At 61.6% G+C, this 20,640-nt stretch carries 19 protein-coding genes, 1 pseudogene and 1 riboswitch; of the genes and pseudogenes, 12 read left to right on the top strand and 8 right to left on the bottom strand.

What is annotated here, in order from left to right:
• Positions 1-8: 8 nt before the first annotated feature.
• Together A7X77_RS15580 and A7X77_RS15575 are read left to right on the top strand one after the other, a co-directional pair.
• A complete protein-coding gene (locus A7X77_RS15580; RefSeq protein WP_064683781.1) occupies positions 9-1,169 on the top strand; it encodes a mandelate racemase/muconate lactonizing enzyme family protein in 1,161 nt (386 codons plus the stop codon).
• Positions 1,170-1,190: 21 nt separating this feature from the next.
• Positions 1,191-1,937, top strand: coding sequence for a ribonuclease activity regulator RraA (locus tag A7X77_RS15575; protein WP_064683780.1), 747 nt, complete (start codon positions 1,191-1,193; stop codon positions 1,935-1,937).
• Positions 1,938-2,039: 102 nt separating this feature from the next.
• Here the strand turns inward: A7X77_RS15575 and A7X77_RS15570 are convergent, their stop codons facing one another.
• Together A7X77_RS15570 and A7X77_RS15565 are read right to left on the bottom strand one after the other, a co-directional pair.
• Complete coding sequence (locus tag A7X77_RS15570; RefSeq protein WP_064683779.1) at positions 2,040-3,116, bottom strand: TraB/GumN family protein; 1,077 nt, start codon at positions 3,114-3,116, stop codon at positions 2,040-2,042.
• 161 nt (positions 3,117-3,277) lie between these two features.
• Positions 3,278-4,213 carry a tyrosine recombinase XerC gene (locus A7X77_RS15565; RefSeq protein ID WP_064683778.1) on the bottom strand — a complete coding sequence of 312 codons (936 nt, stop codon included), beginning with the start codon at positions 4,211-4,213 and terminating at the stop codon, positions 3,278-3,280.
• Positions 4,214-4,352: 139 nt separating this feature from the next.
• Here A7X77_RS15565 and A7X77_RS15560 point away from each other — a divergent pair, with 139 nt between their 5' ends.
• Positions 4,353-5,303: a GNAT family N-acetyltransferase gene (locus A7X77_RS15560; RefSeq protein ID WP_064683777.1), complete on the top strand. Its 951-nt coding sequence runs from the start codon at positions 4,353-4,355 to the stop codon at positions 5,301-5,303.
• Positions 5,304-5,318: 15 nt separating this feature from the next.
• Positions 5,319-5,801: pseudogene (locus A7X77_RS15555) on the top strand (GNAT family N-acetyltransferase).
• A gap of 37 nt (positions 5,802-5,838) precedes the next feature.
• Here A7X77_RS15555 and A7X77_RS15550 read toward each other — a convergent pair.
• Entirely contained in the window at positions 5,839-6,771 is a 933-nt protein-coding gene (locus A7X77_RS15550) for a dihydrodipicolinate synthase family protein (RefSeq protein WP_064683776.1), read from the bottom strand.
• 210 nt (positions 6,772-6,981) lie between these two features.
• Between A7X77_RS15550 and A7X77_RS15545 the strand changes: the two genes are divergently transcribed.
• From A7X77_RS15545 to A7X77_RS15510, 8 genes are all read left to right on the top strand, one after another.
• Complete coding sequence (locus A7X77_RS15545; protein WP_064683775.1) at positions 6,982-9,198, top strand: primosomal protein N'; 2,217 nt, start codon at positions 6,982-6,984, stop codon at positions 9,196-9,198.
• Positions 9,199-9,276: 78 nt separating this feature from the next.
• Positions 9,277-9,666 carry a hypothetical protein gene (locus tag A7X77_RS15540; RefSeq protein WP_064683774.1) on the top strand — a complete coding sequence of 130 codons (390 nt, stop codon included), beginning with the start codon at positions 9,277-9,279 and terminating at the stop codon, positions 9,664-9,666.
• A gap of 254 nt (positions 9,667-9,920) precedes the next feature.
• Positions 9,921-10,487, top strand: a complete 567-nt coding sequence (locus A7X77_RS15535; RefSeq protein WP_170964966.1) for a F0F1 ATP synthase subunit delta — start codon at positions 9,921-9,923, stop codon at positions 10,485-10,487.
• The gene (gene atpA / locus A7X77_RS15530) at positions 10,487-12,016 is read left to right on the top strand and encodes a F0F1 ATP synthase subunit alpha (RefSeq protein ID WP_064683772.1); all 1,530 of its coding nucleotides are present in this window, start codon (positions 10,487-10,489) and stop codon (positions 12,014-12,016) included. The genes A7X77_RS15535 and atpA overlap by 1 nt, the downstream gene beginning before the upstream one ends.
• A gap of 28 nt (positions 12,017-12,044) precedes the next feature.
• The gene (locus A7X77_RS15525) at positions 12,045-12,929 is read left to right on the top strand and encodes a F0F1 ATP synthase subunit gamma (protein ID WP_064683771.1); all 885 of its coding nucleotides are present in this window, start codon (positions 12,045-12,047) and stop codon (positions 12,927-12,929) included.
• A gap of 22 nt (positions 12,930-12,951) precedes the next feature.
• Positions 12,952-14,379 carry a F0F1 ATP synthase subunit beta gene (gene atpD, locus A7X77_RS15520; RefSeq protein WP_064683770.1) on the top strand — a complete coding sequence of 476 codons (1,428 nt, stop codon included), beginning with the start codon at positions 12,952-12,954 and terminating at the stop codon, positions 14,377-14,379.
• On the top strand, positions 14,379-14,618 hold the full coding sequence (locus A7X77_RS15515) for a hypothetical protein (RefSeq protein ID WP_064683769.1): 240 nt from the start codon (positions 14,379-14,381) through the stop codon (positions 14,616-14,618). The genes atpD and A7X77_RS15515 overlap by 1 nt, the downstream gene beginning before the upstream one ends.
• Entirely contained in the window at positions 14,618-15,025 is a 408-nt protein-coding gene (locus tag A7X77_RS15510) for a F0F1 ATP synthase subunit epsilon (RefSeq protein WP_010053653.1), read from the top strand. Before A7X77_RS15515 ends, A7X77_RS15510 begins: the two co-directional genes overlap by 1 nt.
• A 240-nt stretch (positions 15,026-15,265) precedes the next feature.
• Here the strand turns inward: A7X77_RS15510 and A7X77_RS15505 are convergent, their stop codons facing one another.
• The 5 genes from A7X77_RS15505 to A7X77_RS15485 all read right to left on the bottom strand — a co-directional run bounded on the left by A7X77_RS15505 (position 15,266) and on the right by A7X77_RS15485 (position 20,179).
• The gene (locus A7X77_RS15505) at positions 15,266-16,003 is read right to left on the bottom strand and encodes a sugar transferase (RefSeq protein ID WP_064683768.1); all 738 of its coding nucleotides are present in this window, start codon (positions 16,001-16,003) and stop codon (positions 15,266-15,268) included.
• Between the two features lie 167 nt (positions 16,004-16,170).
• Positions 16,171-17,391 carry an acyltransferase family protein gene (locus A7X77_RS15500; protein ID WP_064683767.1) on the bottom strand — a complete coding sequence of 407 codons (1,221 nt, stop codon included), beginning with the start codon at positions 17,389-17,391 and terminating at the stop codon, positions 16,171-16,173.
• Between the two features lie 88 nt (positions 17,392-17,479).
• Positions 17,480-18,490: an ABC transporter substrate-binding protein gene (locus A7X77_RS15495; protein WP_064683766.1), complete on the bottom strand. Its 1,011-nt coding sequence runs from the start codon at positions 18,488-18,490 to the stop codon at positions 17,480-17,482.
• Positions 18,491-18,581: 91 nt separating this feature from the next.
• Positions 18,582-19,376 carry an ABC transporter ATP-binding protein gene (locus tag A7X77_RS15490; protein ID WP_064683765.1) on the bottom strand — a complete coding sequence of 265 codons (795 nt, stop codon included), beginning with the start codon at positions 19,374-19,376 and terminating at the stop codon, positions 18,582-18,584.
• Positions 19,373-20,179, bottom strand: a complete 807-nt coding sequence (locus tag A7X77_RS15485; protein WP_064683981.1) for an ABC transporter permease — start codon at positions 20,177-20,179, stop codon at positions 19,373-19,375. The genes A7X77_RS15490 and A7X77_RS15485 overlap by 4 nt, the downstream gene beginning before the upstream one ends.
• A gap of 208 nt (positions 20,180-20,387) precedes the next feature.
• A riboswitch (TPP riboswitch) is annotated at positions 20,388-20,501 on the bottom strand.
• Between the last annotated feature and the right edge of the window lie 139 nt (positions 20,502-20,640).

Here is a 20,640-nt window from a genome sequence, read left to right as displayed (position 1 = left end):
AGGCGTGGATGACGAAGCTTAAAATCACGGCGATCAAGCCCTATCCGGTATGGGTCGGAACGCGCAACCAGATGCTGGTCAAGGTCGAGACCGACCAGGGCATCTTCGGTTGGGGCGAGAGCGGTTTGAGCGGTCGCGAGAAGGCCGTGGCCGGGGCGATCGAGCATTTTCGCGAATTTCTCATCGGCCGCGACGCGATGCAGATTGGCCGGATTTGGCAGGAAATTTATCGCAGCCAATACTTCGAAGGCGGGCGCGTTCTGCAGGCGGCGATTTCGGCTATCGACATTGCCCTTCACGACATCAAGGGCAAGGCGCTGGGGGTGCCGGCCTATGAACTGCTGGGCGGCAAGCAGCGCGACCGCGTTCCTACCTTCGCCTCGACCGGCGACGAGGCCGAGGGCGAGGTTGCCATCGAACGCGCCCGCGAACTACGCGCACAAGGGTGGCAGGCGATCCGGTTCTTCCCCATCGGGCAAAACAGCAAGGACATTTTTGAGCCGCGGGAGTCGATCGGCGCTACCGCAGCGATGCTGAACAAGGCGCGCGAGGCAATGGGCGACGACGCCGTCCTCGGCATCGATTATCATCATCGGCTGTCGGTGGCAGAGGCGGCGAGTTTCTGCAACAAGCTCGGCCGTGGCGTGCTTGATTTCCTCGAGGAGCCAATACGAGACGAGACACCCGAGGCCTACGAATCCCTGCGCACCATGACCGACATTCCGTTCGCGATCGGCGAGGAATTTGCCAGCAAGTGGCAATTCCTGCCCTACATCGAGCGTGGCATCCATCAGTTCAACCGGCTCGATGTTTGCAATGTGGGCGGGCTCACCGAAGCGATGAAGGTCGCTGGCTGGAGTGAGGCGCACTATGTGGATTTGATGCCGCACAATCCCCTCGGGCCAGTCTGCACGGCCGCGACCATTCATCTCGCCGCCGCGGTACCGAATTTCGCCTGGCTCGAGACCAGAGCGCCCGAGGCCAAGCTGGGTTTCGACAATTCCGACTTCTTCCCCGTGCAACCACGGCTCGACGGCCCGGACTACCCGGTCAGTGATCTGCCGGGCCTCGGCGTCGAAGTTAACGAAGAGGCGATTGAGGCAGAGAGCTTTCGTTTCTGGGAAGCGCCTCACCTGAAGCGCCGCGACGGTTCTGTCACAAACTGGTAGTCTCATCCACCGGAGCCTAAAATGACCCCTACGCCCGATATTACGCGACCATCCAAAGAGCTGATCGACGCACTGAAGGAAATCGGCGCCGCGACGGTTTCCGGCACGCTTGGCCACATGGGCTTCCGCAATCCGCACATGGTCGGTCCCGTGCCGCAGAATCATGGGAAGTCGATCGTCGGGCCGGCCCTCACGCTTCAATTCTTGCCGCAGCGGCCGGACCTCTTCACCGAGGGAGAATATGCGGATCCGGAGACGCAGTTGCACCGGCATGTGCTTTATCACGTGCAGGAGGGCGACGTGGTCGTGGTCGACGCGCGCGCCGACATGAGTTCGGGCGTCTTCGGTGATATGATGTCGACCTATTTCAAGGGCCGAGGCGGCGCTGGCATCGTGGTCGATGGGTGCATGCGCGACCGGCCCAATGTCGAAAAACTGGATCTCCCCTTATGGCTGCGCGGCTGGACGCCCAATTATCATGTGCAGACTGGCATCTATCCCAACGCGGTCAACGTTCCGATTGCCTGCGGCGGTGTCACGGTAATCCCGGGAGACATCATCGTGGCCGACGATGATGGGGTGGTGGTGCTTCCAGTCGCAATAGCCTCGAAGGTGATCGAAGAAGCGCAAAAGCATCACGATTGGGAGGAGTTCTCGCGAGTGAAGCTGATGGCAGGCGGGTCGTTGCAGCGCTACTATCCGCTGCATGACGATGCCCGCGGAGAATACGAAGAGTGGCGCAAAACAAACCGTTTGGGAACAACTTAGCCACGGATTACACTTGGGCCAGTTGTGTGAATCGCAGAGATGAATATTTGACGACGGTCAATATGCTGCGGCGGGTGACGCTTGGTTGGGCGCCTAGTCGGCTCAGTTTACGGCAGTCACCGTAAAACCCTGCTTGCGCAGTAATTCGATGACGCCGCCCTGGCCGGGCAGGTGCAGGGCGCCGACGGCCATGAAGACGTTGCCGCCGTCGAGAATGGGAGCGGCGCGCTCGGCCATCAGCTTGTTGCGATCGAGAATGACGCGCTGTTCGAAGGCGGCGTAATCGCCGGCCTCGTCTTTATTCGCCTGCGTCACGGTCTTCAGGATCGGCATTGTCATGCCGATATCGCCGGAAAGGTAGAGATCGGTCATCGTTTCGACAACGTCGCTCATTTTGTCGCCGAGTTCCAGCGTCTCGATCAGCGACTTCATATGGAATTCGACCGGCAGGTCGGCCATGGCCTGGATCTGTTCGGCAAGCGTCTCCAGCCCCTTGACCTGCTTGCCCTGAGCAACGGCGTCGGTGGCGATCTTCTGGTCGAGGAACTGCACGCCCCGGGCCTTGCGGGCGAGTTCGCAGGCCGGAAGCGCGACGGCGCTCGAGATCATCCATGGCCGCATGCGGGAGACGGCGCTGAGCGGGATGCCGCGCTTTTTGAGGCCGGCTTCCAGCCGCTTGTAATCCTCGGCAGACAGCAGCTTGTCGATCGTCGTGCCGTCGGTGAACATCGTCAGCTCCGGCCGCGCAAGCAGGGCGGCGGTCGCCTTGCGTTCATCGAGGATTTCGTCGGATTCGATGATGATCGTATCGGCGGCGTCGTGGGCTGCCTGGGCGCGTGGCGGCAGCGCCAGCACGCGCGGATCGGTGACATGCATGCTGCCAAGCAGCCATGACGGCGCAAGCCCTGACTTTTCGATCTTCCAGAAGATGCCCTTGCCGTTCGGCACGGCCTCGGCTTCCTTGACCGCCTCGGCGTAGCGGGTGGGGTCGCTCTGCTCCAGATCGATCATCAGATTGCGGCCGGTACAGGCACCGTCTTCGGCCGACGCCGGCCGTGCCGCCAGGAAGGCGACAAACAGCGCCGCAAGAAGCAGCATGTGGAAGGCTGCAATCAACCAGAGCAGCAGGTTGCCGGATGCTGCGAGGAAAGAGGTCCGGCGGCCGATTGATGTCGTCATGATGATGTTCCGGTCACATGCCTTATGCTTCATGCTCTACGCTCGGCTTGCGCATAATCCTTTAAGAGAATGCGTTAACGAAAACTTAGCGCATCGCATTACGTCGGATTCATGGGCGCTGAGCTTGCCGATAGGCGGCGTGCTGCGGTCACAACCATGCATCAAGCGCGCGGATGGGCCCGATCATACACCTCCAGCAGCCGCGATGCATCGACGCCGGTATAGACCTGCGTCGTCGAGAGGCTGGCATGGCCGAGCAGTTCCTGGATGGTGCGCAGATCGCCGCCGCCGGCAAGCAGGTGGGTGGCGAAGGAGTGGCGGAGCGCATGGGGTGTTGCCGTCTCCGGCAGCCCGAAGGCGCTGCGCAGCTTCTGCATGGCGCGCTGGATGATCGCCGCCTGCAGCTTGCCGCCGCGGGCGCCCCGAAACAGCGGCGCGCCGCTTTCGAGATGGTAGGGGCAGAGCGCGCGATATTTCTCGACCGCGTCGAATACCACGGGCAGCAGCGGAACCAGCCGCGTCTTGTTGCCTTTGCCGGTGATGCGGAGCGTCGCCGCCCCCGTCGTCAGGTCGGCAGGAACGAGATCCAGCGCCTCGGAGATGCGCAGGCCGCAGCCGTAGAGCAGCGTCATGACCGCCGCATCGCGCGCGGCGATCCAGGGCTCGTCATGGAGCTGGGCTTCGCTGCTGACGACGGTGATCGCCTGCGTGTCCGATAGCGGCTTGGGAAGCGACTTCGGCTGTTTCGGCGAGCGGATCGCGGCAGCACCGGCGGCATTGACCAGGCCTTTCTTTTCGAGATGGCGCAACAGTGAGCGAAGGCCGGCCAGGTTGCGCCCGAGCGAACGGGCGCCGGAGCCCTGCTTGCGCCGCGCGGCAAGGAAGGCGCGGAAGTCGGCAGGACGCAATTCCCTGATGTCGCCAAGCGTCACCGGGCCGGCGAGATGGCCGGTCAGGAAGGTCAGAAACTGGCGGGTGTCGCGCTCATAAGCGTCGAGCGTATGCGCGGAAAGACGGCGTTCACGAGCGAGGTTTTCCAGCCACGCGGCGCGTTCCGCCATCAGGCGCGTGTCGGCGATAACAAGCAGTTCATTCACGTCGCTGGCCTTGAATTTGCCTTCAAGTTCGCCAATTTGAAGCAGGAACGGTTATGGAATTGCTAATGCCGGCCAAACCTTGTCATCTCTAGATCATATTCTACTGCGATAGCTTTATACCCCATAGACAGGATCTTTCATGGCACGGCGCGATTCCATGACGGCTTTCGGACAACTCGCGGAAGCGATCGCTCTTGTTTCACAGGGAAAGCCCGGTCATATCGTCGACACGCTGATTGCCGAACGCGGCCAGAGGATCGTCAAAAATCCGCTCTGGCCCGTCATGCGGCCGTTCCTCTACACGCTTCTGCGCTACAATAAGGCGATCGAATTCGCCAATGCGGTTGCCAAGATGACGGGCTTCCAGTCGTTCGAATATCTGAGCGCCGTGCTGAAGCTCGACATCGGCATCGCCAATGGCGAACGCATCCCCGATACAGGCGGCTTCATCCTCGTCAGCAACCATCCGACAGGCATTGCCGATGGTGTCGCCGTATTCGACCTCCTGAAAACGCGCCGGCCCGACATGATGTTCTTTGCCAATCGCGATGCGATCCGCGTCAATCCGCGTTTCGCAGAGATGGTCATCCCGGTCGAGTGGCGGGAGGAGCACAAGAGCAAGCTCAAGGCGCGTGAGACGCTGCAATTGACGAACCACGCGGTGAGGGAAGGCAAGGCGACGGTGCTCTTTCCATCGGGCCGTATCGCCTATTGGGCGAACGGCCGGCTGAACGAACGCCCATGGAAGACGTCGGCGGTCGCGCTGGCGCGCAAATACAATCTGCCGATCCTTCCGGTCCACATGACGGCGCGCAATTCCGGCCTGTTCTACTGGCTGGCGAAATGGTCGACGGAGCTTCGCGACATGACAGTCTTTCATGAACTGTTGAACAAGCGCGGCGACCGTTTCGATTTCGTGATCGGCAATCTCATTCCCGCCGAACATCTCGATGGGGATCTCAACGAGGTGACGAAGGCGCTGGAGAAGCATACGGTGTATGATTTGGCCAGCAATGGCGATGCCATCTTCGTGCCGGTCGGCATGCCGGCCACGGCGATGCCGCATAAGATTCCGATACCTGCCGTCTAGATGCATTGGCATCGCATGACGATCGATATCCGCATTCTCCGCGATCGATTGCCGCAGGAGATCGCAAACCTCGAAAGCGATGCCCAGCAGGAGGGCCATCTCCATATCACCCGCCTCATCGGCGATTGGTCGGCCGGTGCCGTCAGGTTCGAGCGTGACGGCGAAAGGCTGCTGGGCGCCTATGTTGCGGAGGGGCTTGCGGGCATCGGGGGCATGACTATCGAGCCCACCATGACAGGAGCGTTGCGGATGCGGCGATTCTAAGTTCGTCCCGCAATGCGCAGTCGCGGCATCGCCCGGATGCTCGCCCTGGCTCTGCTCGATCATGCACACTCCTGCTGCAGTATCGTCACTGTTCACGTGGGAAATGATGCTGCAGCAAAATTCTGGGGTTCGCTCGGGTTTCAGCCGCGCGCGCGGAACCGTTATAGCCATGTTCTCGAGCTCGATGGGTCAGGCTGGCCTGACGGCGAAACGACGTTGTTTCGACATCCATAACCGTCGCGATCATACCTGCCGCTTTGACGTCCCGCCCTCAGGCGCCGATCTCCTTGAGACGGATGGCTTGGCGGGCCAGTAGCTGCTCGACATCGGCAATGTCGAGCGCCGACAGCCTGGCGCCCGGCTTGCGCAGGGTCGCGGACTTGATGACGCCGCGCTTGGCAAGCACGTATTTGCGGCAGGCGAGACCGATGCCCTGCTGCTGTTCGTAGCGGGCGAGCGGCAGATAGGCGTCGAAGATCTCATGGGCGCGATCGAGATTGCCGGCGGCATAGGCTTCGACGACGCCGACCATCATCTCGGGATAACAAAAGCCGGTCATGGCGCCATCGGCGCCGCGGCCCATCTCTTCGGGCAGGAAGAGCCCGCCATTGCCGCAAAGAATGGAGATGCGCCGCATGGCACCCTTGTCGCTGGCGGCGCGAAGCGCTGATATCTTTGCAAGACCAGGCCAATCCTCATGCTTGAGCATGACGCAATTCGGCACCGCGTTGACGATGCGCTCGATGACGGCAGACGCGATCGTCACATTGGTGGTGAGCGGATAATCCTGCAGCACGAAGGGCGTGTCGCCCAGGGCTTCGCCGACCGACTGATAGAAGGCGAAAGCCTGGTCGTCGGTCTTGATGGTCCAGGGCGGCGCAACCATGACGCCGGCAGCACCCTCGCCCATGACGGCTTCGGCAAGTTCGCGCATCGGCGCAAGTCCGGGCGCCGAGACGCCGACGACGACGGGAAGGCGCCCGTCGAGGCGCTTCAGCACACGTTCGACGACGGTCCGCGATTCTTCGGCGGTCAGCTTCGGGGCTTCGCCGAGCTGGCCAAGCACCGTCAGTCCGGTGACGCCGGCGCTCTCGTAGAAATCGACCATGCTATCGATGCTGTCGAGATCGAGCGCGCCCTCATCGAAAAACGGGGTTACGGCGATTACATAGATCCCCTTGGCGTCTTCGGTCAGTCTGGCCATTCGCGCTCCAATTCAGCGGCCGAAGAACAGCGCTTCGGCATTTCCAAATGAATCACTCCGGCAATCTATGCGGCCAATCGTTCGTCCGGCAACCTTTTCTTAAGGATACGGGCGATCCTAGCGAGCCCCGGCAATCCGTATTCCGCGCAAGATGCGCCGCCTCGTCTTTGCGGTTCCAATTCCGTCGATTTGCGGGCATGGTCTCGCCCGATGAGCACAGATTCGTCCGATCTCTTTGGCGCGTTGTTCGAAGCACCGCCCCTGAACCGAACGGTTCCGGTGCTGGTGCCGATGCCGGCGCCGAAACCCTATTCCTACTCGGTGCCGGAGGGCATGGCGGTCGAGCCCGGCTCGGTCGTGCAGGTGCCGCTTGGGCCGCGACAGGTGATCGGCGTCGTCTGGGACGGCGGCGAGGATGGTGTCGATCCGAAGAAGCTCCGCCCGATCACCCATGTCTTCGACTGCCCGCCGCTTTCCAGGCAGATGCGGGATTTCATCGACTGGGTGGCGGCCTATACACTCTCGCCGCCCGGCCTCGTCGCGCGCATGGCACTGAGGGCGCCGAACGCCTTCGAGCCGGAGCCGATGGTCGAGGGGCTGAAGTTCGTCGGCGGCGAGCCGGAGCGGCTGACGCCGGCGCGCGCCCGGGTGCTCGAGGCCGCTTCCGACGGCTTGTCATGGACGCGCAGCGGCCTGGCGCATGCGGCGGGTGTTTCGACCAGCGTCGTCGACGGGCTGATCACGCTCGGCATCTTCGAGACGATATTCCTGCCGCCGCCGCCGGTGGTGGCGATGCCGGATCCCGATTTTGCCGCCGCGCGCCTCGAAGGGCCGCAGAAAGAGGCGGCCGCAGAGATCGTCTCCGACGTTCGCAAGGGCGAATTTTCCGTATCGCTAATCGACGGCGTCACCGGCTCCGGCAAGACCGAGGTCTATTTCGAGGCGATCGCCGAGACTCTGAAACGTGGCAGGCAGGTGCTGATCCTGCTGCCGGAGATCGCGCTGACGGCCAGTTTCATGGAGCGTTTTCAGGATCGCTTCGGGGCAAAGCCCGCCGAATGGCATTCCGACCTCGCCCCGCGCATGCGCGAAAAAGTCTGGCGCCAGGCGGTGACCGGCGAAGTGCGCGTCGTGGCCGGCGCCCGCTCGGCGCTCTTCCTGCCTTTCGAAGATCTCGGCCTCATCATCGTCGACGAGGAGCACGATCCCGCCTACAAACAGGAGGATCGCGTCTTCTACAATGCCCGCGACATGGCCGTCGTGCGCGGCCGTATCGGCGATTTTCCGGTTGTCCTGGTGTCGGCGACGCCATCGGTCGAAAGCCAGGTCAACGGCCAGAACGGGCGCTACAACACCGTCCATCTGCCGACGCGCTTCGGCGATGCGGCGCTGCCGAACCTGCATCTCATCGATATGCGCAGGCATGCGCCGGAGCGGGGCGGCTTCCTGTCGCCGGTGCTGATCCGGGCGATCGGCAAGACGGTGGAGCGGCGCGAACAGGCGCTGCTCTTTCTCAACCGGCGTGGTTATGCGCCGCTGACCCTCTGCCGGGTTTGCGGCCACCGCTTTCAATGCCCGCAATGTTCGAGCTGGCTGGTAGAGCATCGTTTCCGCAAGCAGTTGCAGTGCCATCAATGCGGTCACGCCGAGCGCACGCCGGAAGCATGCCCGGAATGCGGCACGCTCGACCATCTGGTTGCCTGCGGGCCTGGCGTCGAGCGCATCGCCGAAGAGGTGGAGCGGCATTTCCCCGAGGCGCGGACGATCGTTCTTTCTTCGGATATCATGGGCGGGGTGAAGCGGCTGCGGTTGGAGCTCGATGCCATCGCCAAGGGCGAGGCCGATATCGTCATCGGCACCCAGCTTGTCGCCAAGGGCCATAATTTTCCGCTGATGACGCTGGTCGGCATCATCGATGCCGATCTCGGCCTCGCCAATGGCGATCCGCGCGCCGCCGAGCGCACCTTCCAGCTTCTGTCGCAGGTGACCGGCCGGGCCGGACGCACCGGGCTCAAGAGCCATGGGCTGCTGCAGACCTACCAGCCGCAGCACCCCGTAATGCAAGCGATTGTGTCGGGCGATTCCGATGCCTTTTACGAGCGTGAGATCACCGAGCGCGAACGCGCGGCACTGCCGCCCTTCGGCCGCTTGGCCTCGATTATCGTCTCGGCCGAAACCCGCCACGACGCCGAAAACCATGCGCGCGGCATGCGCAACGCAGCGCCGCAGGTGTCCGGAATCTCGGTGCTCGGCCCGGCGGAGGCGCCGCTTGCGCTGGTGCGCGGCCGCCATCGCTTCCGGCTTCTGGTGCACGGTAGGCGCACCTCCGACATGCAGGGCTTCCTGCGGGCAATGCTGTCGCAATCCCCGAAGGAGCGCGGATCGGTGCAGGTGCAGCTCGATATCGATCCTCAGAGCTTTCTGTAGATCGTTCCGCGCGCCGCGTTTCCGGATTCGACCGATCATGGCATAAACGCAGAATCAGCTGATGATTGGGGTCGAGGCATGGAATTTGAATTTCCGACGGAATTTGGTGAGCAGCTTGCCTTCGGCGCAGCCGCCTTTACGGCCTTTGCCGGCTTTGTCATCATGTTTGCGCCGGGTCTTGCGATGACGCTCTTCGGCCTGGCGCCGCGCGGCGAGCGGCGTGAAGGTTTCAGCGAGATCCGATCGGTGGGTGGCTTCTATCTCGGTCTTGGCCTGGGTGCTATCGTGCTGGCTCAGCCGCTGATTTATACCGCCTTCGGGGCGGCATTCGCCATGGCCGCGTTTGCCCGCATCGTCTCCATCCTGTCAGATAAGGGGAGTACTTACCTCAACTATTTACTTCTGGTTGTGCAGGCGATTATCGCGGCACTGCCGCTGCTATATGTTTTCGGCTTCTTCCAGACATAATTTTCGCCGCCGGCGGCGGCTTGCGCGGCCCGCGTTCAGGCCATTGCGCAATTTTGCGAACAGAAATTCATGCGAAAGGCGTATTCGGGCATTACGCGTGTTGCGAGTCCGAACATCCTATGTTAGACGGACCCCGAATTTCGGAAGAAGCAAGAGGCTTCTCTTGTGATTTCTGGGGGAAATCAAAACGAATTCAAGATCATAGGTTCGGCGCCCGCCGAGAGCCGGATTTTGGATTGAAATCAGGGAAATTTGTGCCAGTGGCAGACACGTCCCAGCTTACTTCTGGTGTTGCCGAGCGCTATGCCTCGTCGCTTTTCGAGCTGGCGCTCGAACAGGGCGCCGTCGACAGCGTCACCGCCGATCTCGACCGTTTCCAAGCGATGCTGGATGAGAGCGCCGAACTGAAGCGCTTCGTCGCAAGCCCGGTTTTTTCCGCTGAGGACCAGCTGAAGGCGATTGTCGCCATCAGCGAGAGGGCCGGCATCAGCGGCTTCTTCGCCAATTTTCTGAAGGTCGTGGCGCGCAACCGCCGCCTGTTTGCCCTGCCGGGCATGATCAGGGCCTTCCGCCTCATCGCCGCGAATCATCGCGGTGAAATCTCCGCCGAGGTCACCTCGGCACATGCGCTTTCGCAAGCGCAGGAAACCGAATTGAAGGCGGCACTCAAGAGCGTCACCGGCAAAGACGTGACGATATCAGTCACGGTTGATCCGTCAATTCTTGGTGGTCTGATCGTAAAGGTCGGGTCCCGTCAGATTGATACGTCTCTTCGTACCAAACTCTCTACCCTTAAGCTCGCATTGAAAGAGGTTGGCTGATGGATATCCGCGCCGCGGAAATTTCCGCAATTCTCAAAGACCAGATCAAAAATTTCGGCAAAGAGGCAGAAGTCTCGGAAGTCGGCCAGGTTCTCTCCGTCGGTGACGGTATTGCTCGCGTTTACGGTCTGGACAATGTCCAGGCCGGTGAAATGGTCGAGTTCCCCGGCGGCATCCGCGGCATGGCTCTGAACCTCGAATCCGACAACGTCGGTGTCGTTATTTTCGGCTCCGACCGCGACATCAAGGAAGGCGACACCGTCAAGCGGACCGGCGCCATCGTCGACGTTCCGGTTGGTCCGGAACTGCTCGGCCGCGTTGTCGACGCGCTCGGCAATCCTATCGACGGCAAGGGCCCGATCAACGCGACCCGCCGTTCGCGCGTCGACGTCAAGGCTCCGGGCATCATTCCGCGCAAGTCGGTTCATGAGCCGATGTCGACCGGCCTCAAGGCCATCGACGCGCTGATCCCGGTCGGCCGCGGCCAGCGCGAGCTCGTCATCGGTGACCGCCAGACCGGCAAGACCGCTATCTTGCTCGACGCCTTCCTCAACCAGAAGGCCATTCACGACAATGGTCCGGAAGGCGAGAAGCTTTACTGCGTCTACGTTGCCGTCGGCCAGAAGCGTTCGACCGTCGCCCAGTTCGTCAAGGTGCTCGAAGAGCGCGGCGCGCTGAAGTATTCGATCATCGTCGCCGCGACGGCTTCCGACCCGGCTCCGATGCAGTTCCTCGCTCCGTTCGCGGGCTGCGCCATGGGCGAATATTTCCGCGACAACGGCATGCACGCGCTGATCGGTTACGACGACCTGTCGAAGCAGGCCGTATCCTACCGTCAGATGTCGCTGCTGCTGCGCCGCCCGCCGGGCCGCGAAGCCTATCCGGGCGACGTTTTCTACCTGCACTCGCGCCTGCTTGAGCGCGCTGCAAAGATGAACGACGACAAGGGCGCCGGTTCGCTGACCGCTCTGCCGGTCATCGAAACGCAGGGCAACGACGTGTCGGCCTTCATTCCGACCAACGTGATCTCGATTACCGACGGCCAGATCTTCCTTGAAACCGACCTGTTCTACCAGGGTATCCGCCCGGCCGTTAACGTCGGTCTCTCGGTTTCCCGCGTCGGCTCGTCGGCGCAGATCAAGGCGATGAAGCAGGTCGCCGGCTCGATCAAGGGCGAACTTGCCCAGTATCGTGAAATGGCCGCCTTCGCCCAGTTCGGTTCGGACCTCGACGCTGCCACGCAGCGCCTCTTGAACCGCGGTGCACGCCTGACCGAACTCCTGAAGCAGCCGCAGTTCTCGCCGCTGAAGACGGAAGAACAGGTCGCCGTGATCTTCGCCGGCGTCAACGGCTACCTCGACAAGCTGCCGGTCGCCCAGGTCGGCAAGTTCGAGCAGGGTCTGTTGTCCTACCTGCGTTCGGAAGGCTCCGCCATCCTCGATGCGATCCGCACGGAAAAGGCTATCAGCGATGACACGAAGGGCAAGCTCGTTGCTGCTCTCGACAGCTTCGCCAAGTCTTTCCAGTAATCGGGCCCTAAGTTAGGACGGATCACGGATGCCTTCACTCAAGGATCTGAAAAACCGGATCGCCTCCGTCAAGGCGACGCAGAAGATCACCAAGGCGATGAAAATGGTCGCTGCGGCGAAGCTTCGGCGTGCGCAGGAGGCGGCCGAGGCCGCCCGGCCTTACTCGCAGCGCATGGGTGCGGTTCTGGCGAACATCGCCAAGGCCGTCACCGATGCGGATGGCGCACCGGCGCTGATGAGCGGCACCGGCAAGAACCAGGTTCATCTGCTGGTGGTCTGCACGGCCGAACGCGGCCTTTGCGGTGGCTTCAACTCGCAGATTGCGCGCTTTGCGCGCGACCATGTCCGCAGGCTGGTGGCCGAGGGCAAGACGGTGAAGATCTTCACCGTCGGCAAGAAGGGTTACGACATCCTTCGCCGCGAATACGCGTCGCTGATCATCGAGCGCAAGGAACTGCGCGAAGTCAAGAAGATCGGCTTCGAGAATGCCGACCAGATCGGCAAGCGCATCATCGAGATGTTCGCCGCCGGCGAGTTCGATGTCTGCACGCTGTTCTACTCCGAATTCAAGTCGGTGATCAGCCAGGTCCCGACCGCCCAGCAGCTCATCCCGGCCAAGGCTCCGGAAGCCGTTGCTGAGGATGCAGAACATGCAGGCGCCGTCTACGAATACGAGCCCGATCCGGCGTCGATCCTCGGCGACCTGATCCCGCGCAACATCTCCGTCCAGATCTTCCGCGCGCTCTTGGAGAATGTCGCGGGCGAGATGGGCGCGAAGATGAGCGCCATGGACAATGCGACGCGCAATGCCGGTGAGATGATCAACAAGCTGACGCTGAACTACAACCGTCAGCGTCAGGCTCAGATCACCAAGGAACTGATTGAAATCATTTCGGGCGCGGAAGCGCTCTGAATTAGGGAAAGAGGGTAAGAAAATGGCTGAGGCAGCTACCCGCTCTGTCGGCAAAGTCACCCAGGTTATCGGCGCCGTCGTCGACGTTGCTTTCGAAGGCGAACTGCCGGCGATTTTGAACGCGCTCGAAACCGAGAATAACGGCGTCCGCCTGGTACTCGAAGTCGCTCAGCATCTGGGCGAAAACGAAGTCCGCACCATCGCGATGGACTCGAGCGAAGGTCTCGTTCGCGGCCAGCAGGTCGTCGATACCGGCGCTCCGATCTCGGTTCCGGTCGGCGATGAAACGCTCGGCCGCATCATGAACGTCATCGGCGAGCCGGTCGACGAAGCAGGCCCGCTGAACACCGCACACAAGCGCGCCATCCACCAGGACGCTCCGGCTTACGTCGAGCAGTCCACGGAAGCGCAGATCCTCGTCACCGGCATCAAGGTCGTCGACCTTCTCGCTCCTTACGCAAAGGGCGGCAAGATCGGCCTGTTCGGCGGCGCCGGCGTCGGCAAGACCGTTCTCATCATGGAACTGATCAACAACGTCGCCAAGGCGCACGGTGGTTACTCGGTCTTCGCAGGCGTGGGTGAGCGTACCCGCGAAGGCAACGACCTTTACCACGAAATGATCGAATCCGGCGTCAACAAGCATGGCGGCGGCGAAGGCTCCAAGGCTGCCCTCGTTTACGGTCAGATGAACGAACCGCCGGGCGCCCGCGCTCGTGTCGCTCTGACGGGTCTGACCGTCGCAGAACATTTCCGCGACCAGGGCCAGGACGTTCTGTTCTTCGTCGACAACATCTTCCGCTTCACCCAGGCAGGTTCCGAAGTGTCGGCGCTGCTTGGCCGCATCCCTTCGGCCGTGGGTTATCAGCCAACGCTGGCAACCGACATGGGCCAGATGCAGGAGCGCATCACCACGACGACGACCGGCTCGATCACCTCGGTTCAGGCCATTTACGTTCCCGCCGACGACTTGACCGACCCGGCGCCGGCAACCTCGTTCGCCCACCTGGACGCAACGACGGTTCTGTCGCGCTCGATCGCCGAAAAGGGTATTTACCCGGCCGTCGACCCGCTCGACTCCACCTCGCGCATGCTCGACCCGATGGTCGTCGGCGAAGAGCACTACGAAGTTGCCCGCAAGGTTCAGTCGACGCTGCAGCGCTACAAGGCCCTGCAGGACATCATCGCCATCCTCGGCATGGACGAACTGTCGGAAGAGGACAAGATTGCCGTTGCCCGCGCCCGCAAGATCGAGCGCTTCCTGTCGCAACCGTTCTTCGTTGCCGAAGTCTTCACCGGTTCGCCGGGCAAGCTCGTCGCCCTCGAAGACACGATCAAGGGCTTCAAGGGTCTCGTCAACGGCGAATATGATCACCTGCCGGAAGCCGCTTTCTACATGGTCGGTTCGATGGAGGAAGCTGTCGAGAAGGCCAAGAAGCTCGCTGCTGCCTGATGAGCGATGCTCAGGACGAGATATTCTGCTGCGACTCCCTCAAGGGGGTCGTGGCGGAACTTCCGGAACCGGCCGCGCCGACTGTCTATCGTGCCGATAACGGTGTGCTGATGATGGTCGTCGGGATGGTTCAGACCGAGGAAGGCCTCGGCTATCTCGACCAGGCGGTACTGCACTGCCCGTTCTGCGGGACAAAATTGCAAGATGCAAAAGCCATAGCCGAGAAGGTAAGTCACTGATGGCTGACAATTTCAACTTTGAGCTCGTTTCGCCGGAGCGTCTGCTGCTGTCGGAGATGGTGACCGAGGTCGTCATTCCCGCGACCGAGGGCGAAATGACCGTCATGGCGCACCACGCGCCGACGATGACGACCATCAAGCCGGGTGTGGTGAGCGTGCGTTCGGCGTCCGGCAAGAAGCAGGACTACGTGGTGTTCGGCGGGTTTGCCGATATCCTGCCGACAGGCTGCACTTTGCTTGCCGAATCCGCCGTTCCGGTCGAAGAACTCCATAAGGACGAGCTGACCCGTCGTATCGAGGCTGCCCGCAAGGAGCTCGAACATGCCGAGCTGCACGAGCATAAGTCGAAGCTCGAGCATTTCATCATGGAACTGACGCATCTGCGCGGCATCGTCCAGCAGGACTGACCGGGTAACGACAGCTTCATTGAAAAGGCGGCCTCAATGGCCGCTTTTTTGTGTCTGTCTTCTTCCCGGGATACAGAAAACAGCGTTGTCGTGCGGCTTCAAACGAACGCGGCCCGCTGTTTCGGTTGAGAAAACAGACGGCTTCAATCAGCTCAGGGAAAACTCCAAAAGCGCGCTACAATCTTTCGGAGCGGCCTGTGCCGCTGACGGATTATGTAGCCGCAGCTTAGCTGCAGCGTCTCAGAAGCCGGTGCCGCCGCGCAGCTCGATGATCAGTGTCTTGAACAGGATCTTCAGGTCGAGCAGCAGGCTGAAATTCCTGACATAATAGATATCACAGGCGATGCGGGCCCGGGCTTCCAGCGGCCGTGTCGTCGGGCCGCGCCAGCCGCGTGTTTGCGCAAGGCCGGTGATGCCGGGGCGCATGATGTGTCGATGGTGGTAGTTCGGCACCACTTCCTCGTAGAGCCTGCCGGCCGCGCGCATGTTGATGGCATGGCAGCGTGGGCCGACCAGCGACATCTCGCCCTTGAGGACGTTCAGCAGTTGCGGCAGTTCGTCGATGTTGGTCCTGCGGAGCATCGCGCCGATGCCGGTCATCCTGGCGTCGCCCTTGACGGTCTGCTGGACGCCGCTGGGATCGCAAGCTTCGGCCCGCATCGAGCGGAATTTGAAGACGTTGATCTTCCGGCCGTTCAGCCCCCAGCGGATCTGGCGGAAGAACACCGGGCCGCCATCGTCGAGCTTGATGAAAAGAGCGATCGCCAGAAAAAGCGGCGCCAGCACGAGGAGGGCGTTAGCCGAGATGACGATGTCGATCAGCCGTTTCACGGCCAGTCGCAGCGCCGCCTTTCCTTCGCCATTGGAAAAGCTCTCCGGCTGGCGAATGTTGGAGTTCGCTATGACCAGGGTCCTGATTTTGATCTGACGCTGAGACGGATCGAAGCGTGAATTTGTCTTCGAAGTAAAAGCATTCATTACGCAAGGCCCGCAAGTTTAGATGCAATACTGAACTGTAGGGAGACAAATACATGCTCACGTAAGGTTTGTCATCGGGATAAATAGGAAATTGCTAACCCTAAAGACACCAAAAATGGGAGTATTCCCTGTTAACATTAATGCCTGTAGTTGAAGTGGAAACAAAATTATACTTTAAAAGGAGTAGTCCGATTGGGTGAGTGCGATGTCAGACGGTTTCCCAAGTCGATCGCCGGTCGTTCCAGCAGGTGATAGCTGAGACTTGCCACCAGAAGGACGAGTGCCACCGTCAGCCCGCAGGATTGCAACCAGCCGGTGACGACATTGTCCGAGGAGGCGCCGAACGAACCGGGGTCCAGTCTCTGGATCAATGTCAGGATGATCTCCTGCCAGATATAAATGCCGAACGAGATCTTGGCGACATAGCGGACGGGCGCCTTGTCGAGCAGCCTGCCCAGGCGATGCGAATGGCAGAGCGATACGAGCGCGGTTGCGATCGCCAGCGGAAAGACTGGAAATCCGTAGGGTATGTCGAGCCAGCCGTACGCCTCGGCCGAACCGCCGGGCGATATGACGAGGCGGTAGCCGGCAATGGCAAAAGCGAGAAGCGCTGCGGCATCGAACCAGAAGGAACGCCTTGCAGGCAGCATGACGTCGATGCCGGCGGCAAGCGCGCCGAGCGCGAAGACCGCGAAAAAGCCGATCGGATTGTAGTTGGGCATCCATTCCTTCGCTCCGCCCTGCAGGCCATAGGCCCAGCCGCGCCCGATGTCGTCGAGCGCAAAGAGCCTCAAGATTGCCAGATGGGCAACGAGGACGACGGCAATGACGCAGAGCCAGGCGCAACGGGCCAGTAACCGGCTCTGCCGCAGCCGCGGCAGGCGAAACAGCAGGAGAAAGCAGGCCGGCAGGAGCACATAGCTGGTGACCTCGAAGGGGATGGACCAGAGCGGTCCGTCGGCTTCGACAGGGAAAAACGTGCGCCAATGCCATTGGCTCATGAACAGCAGTCCGGAAAGGTAGCGCAACGCAAGCTCCGGTGTCAGCGGCACGGCCACCAGCGTCAGGCTGACAACGAAACTGACGGTGGCGGCGACCCAGAAGCCGGGGACAATGCGCGCCGCCCTGCGGATGGCGTAGGTCCCGAGGCTCGGCATGTCGCTGCCGGCATCGAGCGCGCGCCAGAAGGAACGGGCAAGAAGAAAGCCGCTGAGCACGAAGAAAATGGCGACGCCGAAATTGCCGAAGCGGAGGATGTGCGCCGTCGACGCCAATTCATCGGGAATTCGACGCAGATCCAGCCGGAGCGCGAGATGATGAGCAAGCACCAGCAGGCAGGCCGTCGCGCGCAGAAAGTCCGCTCCGGCCAGTCTCTCCTGTGGTCGCATGTCATTCCCCACCCTGCCCGATCCGGCTCAAACCGTCCCGATCCGAAATTTGCCGCGGAACGCCGCCTCGGGCAAGGCCGGGGCGGGTTCAGCCGAGGAGTTCGTTGGTATAATAGGTGGAAAAGTCCGGCTTCTCCTTGAGTGGTGCGCCATTCGCATCGACCAGGATGCCGTTCTCGAGCAGGAAGGTGCCGATGGCATCGGCCTTCGCCGGGTCGATTGTGCCGATCACGCCGGCCTCGGATTTGAGGAAGTGCCCGTCGATCAATGCCTTCTGGGACGCCTTTACCAGTTCCGTATTCATCAGTGCGCCATTGCTGTTGGAAATCAGCAGGTCGCAGGCTTCGTCGGGATGGTCGACGGAGTAGGCATAACCCTGGCGCGTCGCCTGGATGAAGGCGCGGGCGTGTTCCCGGCTGGCCGAGAGATAGGCGTCGCTGGAGACGATGACCGTCGTCTGCTCGTCGGGAATGCCGTAATCGGAATAGTGGAAGCGGCCGATCTTGCGGTTTTCCAGTTCGGCGGCGATGCCTTCCCAGGTATAGATCTCCAGCGTGAAATCGATCGAGCCATTGTCCAGCGCCTCGTAGGCGGAGGTGCCAAGAGTGACGGTCTTGACGTCGCCCGTACCGCCGTCATTGCGGATCATCGCGGAGACCAGCGCGCTCTCCCAGGTGCCGCCGAAGCCGCCATAGGTCTTGCCGTCGAGATCCTTAGGGCGCTTGATGTCGTCGCGATCGCCCTTGTAGATCAGGCGCGCGGTTTCGGTCTGGACGACGCCGTAAACCATCTTTACGTCACCGCCGCCGGCGCGCTGCGTCATGGCCTCGATCTCGCTGCTGATGCCGAAATCGGCAACCCCGTTCGACACCAGCGTGCCGGCGCTGGCGTCGGTGAAGGGTAGAATTTCGACATCGAGGCCGCCGGCCGCATAGAAGCCCTTCGCCTTGGCGACATAGATGCCGATATGGTTGGTGTTGGGCGTCCAGTCGAGCGCAATGCGAACCTTTGCCTGTGCCGACTGGGCGACGGCGGTGTGGCCGGCGAGGCTTGTCGCGAGGGCGGCGAGGATCGTCTGTCGACGGGTGAGAAGCAGCATGGTGACCTCCTCAGGTCTCTAGAGCATGATGCATGCCGAAAAGTGTGAGTGGTTTTTCGGAAGACGTCATGCTCTAACTCTTTAAATCAGATCAGGATTCAGATTTTAGGCCGACCGACCTAAAATCATCCTGTTCCAGCGGATGAAGCAGGGTTTGCAGGATTTCGGTCTCGATCGCCTGGGCCGCCGGCGAGCCGAGATCGGCGATGCTTCTCGGGCGGGGCAGGGGAACGCGGAATTGGCGGATGATACGCGCCGGGCGGGCTGATAGCACGTAGATCCGGTCGGAGAGGAACACCGCCTCGCGAACATCGTGGGTGATCAACAAAGCCGTCCAGCGATGTTGCGTCCACATGCCCTGCAGCCATTCCTGTATTTGCGTGCGTGTCAGCGCGTCCAGCGCGCCGAAAGGCTCGTCGAGCAGCAGCATGTCCTGGCTCTGGACGACGGTGCGCAACAGCGCGGCGCGCTGGCGCATGCCACCGGAAAGTTCGGCGGGATAATGGTGTTCGAAGCCGGCAAGGCCGAAATGCTCGAACAGCGGCCCCACGGTGGCGCGGGCGGCGCGACGGCTCATGCCGCCCACCTCTAGGCCGAGTGCGGCATTGTCGATGATCCGGCGCCAGGGCATCAGCGCATCGCGTTGCGGCATGAAGGCGAAGGAATGCGGCGCCTGTTCCAGCGGGGCGCCCTTGAACAGCAAGGCGCCGGAATCGGGTCGCAGCGCCTGGGTCAGCAATCGAAGCACCGTCGATTTTCCGGAGCCGGAGGGGCCGACGATCGAGACGAACTCGCCGTTTGCGACAGTGAGCGAAATATCGCCGAGCACCTGCATGCCGTCGAAGGATTTCGATATCTTACGCAGTTCGACCAGTTCATCGGTCATCGGCGGCGCTCCCCGGACGGCTGCCAGGGCATGACGAGACGCTCGATCATCAGCGTCACTGCGAAAAGGCAGAGTGTCAGCACGGCGCTGACGACGACGGCGGCGAGGACGAGATCCGGCCGGAAATTGTTCTTGGCGTTGAGGATATAGATGCCGAGGCCGCGCGCGGCTCCCGCATATTCGGCAAAGATCGCGCCGACGACGGCATAGGTGATCGAGATCCTGAGGCCGGCGAAAAAATAGGGCAGCGAGGAGGGAAGCCGGGCCAGGCGGAAAATGCGCCAGCGGCTTGCCTTCATCGAGTTCAGGAGTTCAGCGATGTCGCGGTCGGTCGCCTCATAACCCTGCAGCAGGGCGACGAGCAACGGGAAGAAGGTGACGAGCGCTACCAGCAATATCTTCGGCAACAGGCCGAATCCGAACCAGAGAACGACGAGCGGTGCGATCGCCACCAACGGCAGGGTCTGGCTGCCAATGAAGATCGGTAGCAATGCCCGGCGCATGGAGGGCATGAAATCCATTAGGATCGACGAGACGAAAGCAAAGGCGAGCGACAGGGCGAAGCCGCCGAGTGTGGCGCCGAGCGTCGGCCAAGTGTTTGATATCAACGCTTCGCGGTTCAGCCAGCCCTGGGTCAAGATGCGCGAAGGCGCCGGCAGGATGGACGGTTTGATGCCGGAGAGATCGACATAAAGTTCCCATGCGGCCAGAAAGGCAAAACCGGCGAGCAGGGCGGGGATCGCCCGGTAGAAGGCGGCACCGAGCGCGGCAAGACGCGAATCCGATGGTTGTGGCGATGTCATCAGCGTTGATTTCAGGCTTTCGTCCGCCTGCATGCTTCTTCAGGTCGGAATCGATCCGCGGATAAAATCGCGCAGCAAATCAAAGTGCCGTGGCGCCCTTTGCGCGCTTGAAAAGTCACGCGGCGCCACAGATGCGCAAACCTGTCGAAGACATCGGGAATGGTGCCGGCGAGGCTGCCGGATATCGGAAGGGGGGACACTTGTGCGCCGGAAAACATCTGAACCTCGCTCCGCTGGCATTACCCAGATCAGCTTTGAAGGGTCCGGAGGCTTGCGCTTCTCATCTCAGCCCCGGCGATACGGAGCTCCCCTGTTATTCCAGCGAAAACTATCATCGGGGTCTTCTTCCCGCAACCGCAAAATCACACGCCCGTCCGTCCGGTCGGAACGGAACCACAGACGTGAAAAACACCCGGGCGGAGTTCTGCCCGGGTGTTTTCCGAGGTTCCGTACCTGCCGGG

This window comes from Rhizobium bangladeshense (assembly GCF_001662075.1).
GTDB classification, from domain to species: Bacteria; Pseudomonadota; Alphaproteobacteria; order Rhizobiales; family Rhizobiaceae; genus Rhizobium; species Rhizobium bangladeshense_B.
The sequence above is the reverse complement of the archived record's forward strand: the minus strand, read 5'-3'. Positions and strand labels throughout refer to the sequence as shown.

What these genes read in the sequence shown, in the direction of transcription:
- A7X77_RS15525 (WP_064683771.1), top strand. Translation starts at nt 12,045, where the DNA reads ATGCCTTCACTCAAGGATCTGAAAAACCGGATCGCCTCCGTCAAGGCG.
- A7X77_RS15550 (WP_064683776.1), bottom strand. Translation starts at nt 6,771, where the DNA reads ATGGCCAGACTGACCGAAGACGCCAAGGGGATCTATGTAATCGCCGTA.
- A7X77_RS15580 (WP_064683781.1), top strand. Translation starts at nt 9, where the DNA reads ATGACGAAGCTTAAAATCACGGCGATCAAGCCCTATCCGGTATGGGTC.
- A7X77_RS15560 (WP_064683777.1), top strand. Translation starts at nt 4,353, where the DNA reads ATGGCACGGCGCGATTCCATGACGGCTTTCGGACAACTCGCGGAAGCG.
- A7X77_RS15575 (WP_064683780.1), top strand. Translation starts at nt 1,191, where the DNA reads ATGACCCCTACGCCCGATATTACGCGACCATCCAAAGAGCTGATCGAC.
- A7X77_RS15510 (WP_010053653.1), top strand. Translation starts at nt 14,618, where the DNA reads ATGGCTGACAATTTCAACTTTGAGCTCGTTTCGCCGGAGCGTCTGCTG.
- A7X77_RS15545 (WP_064683775.1), top strand. Translation starts at nt 6,982, where the DNA reads ATGAGCACAGATTCGTCCGATCTCTTTGGCGCGTTGTTCGAAGCACCG.
- A7X77_RS15485 (WP_064683981.1), bottom strand. Translation starts at nt 20,179, where the DNA reads ATGACATCGCCACAACCATCGGATTCGCGTCTTGCCGCGCTCGGTGCC.
- A7X77_RS15495 (WP_064683766.1), bottom strand. Translation starts at nt 18,490, where the DNA reads ATGCTGCTTCTCACCCGTCGACAGACGATCCTCGCCGCCCTCGCGACA.
- A7X77_RS15570 (WP_064683779.1), bottom strand. Translation starts at nt 3,116, where the DNA reads ATGACGACATCAATCGGCCGCCGGACCTCTTTCCTCGCAGCATCCGGC.
- atpA (WP_064683772.1), top strand. Translation starts at nt 10,487, where the DNA reads ATGGATATCCGCGCCGCGGAAATTTCCGCAATTCTCAAAGACCAGATC.
- A7X77_RS15540 (WP_064683774.1), top strand. Translation starts at nt 9,277, where the DNA reads ATGGAATTTGAATTTCCGACGGAATTTGGTGAGCAGCTTGCCTTCGGC.
- A7X77_RS15500 (WP_064683767.1), bottom strand. Translation starts at nt 17,391, where the DNA reads ATGCGACCACAGGAGAGACTGGCCGGAGCGGACTTTCTGCGCGCGACG.
- A7X77_RS15505 (WP_064683768.1), bottom strand. Translation starts at nt 16,003, where the DNA reads ATGAATGCTTTTACTTCGAAGACAAATTCACGCTTCGATCCGTCTCAG.
- A7X77_RS15490 (WP_064683765.1), bottom strand. Translation starts at nt 19,376, where the DNA reads ATGACCGATGAACTGGTCGAACTGCGTAAGATATCGAAATCCTTCGAC.
- A7X77_RS15515 (WP_064683769.1), top strand. Translation starts at nt 14,379, where the DNA reads ATGAGCGATGCTCAGGACGAGATATTCTGCTGCGACTCCCTCAAGGGG.
- atpD (WP_064683770.1), top strand. Translation starts at nt 12,952, where the DNA reads ATGGCTGAGGCAGCTACCCGCTCTGTCGGCAAAGTCACCCAGGTTATC.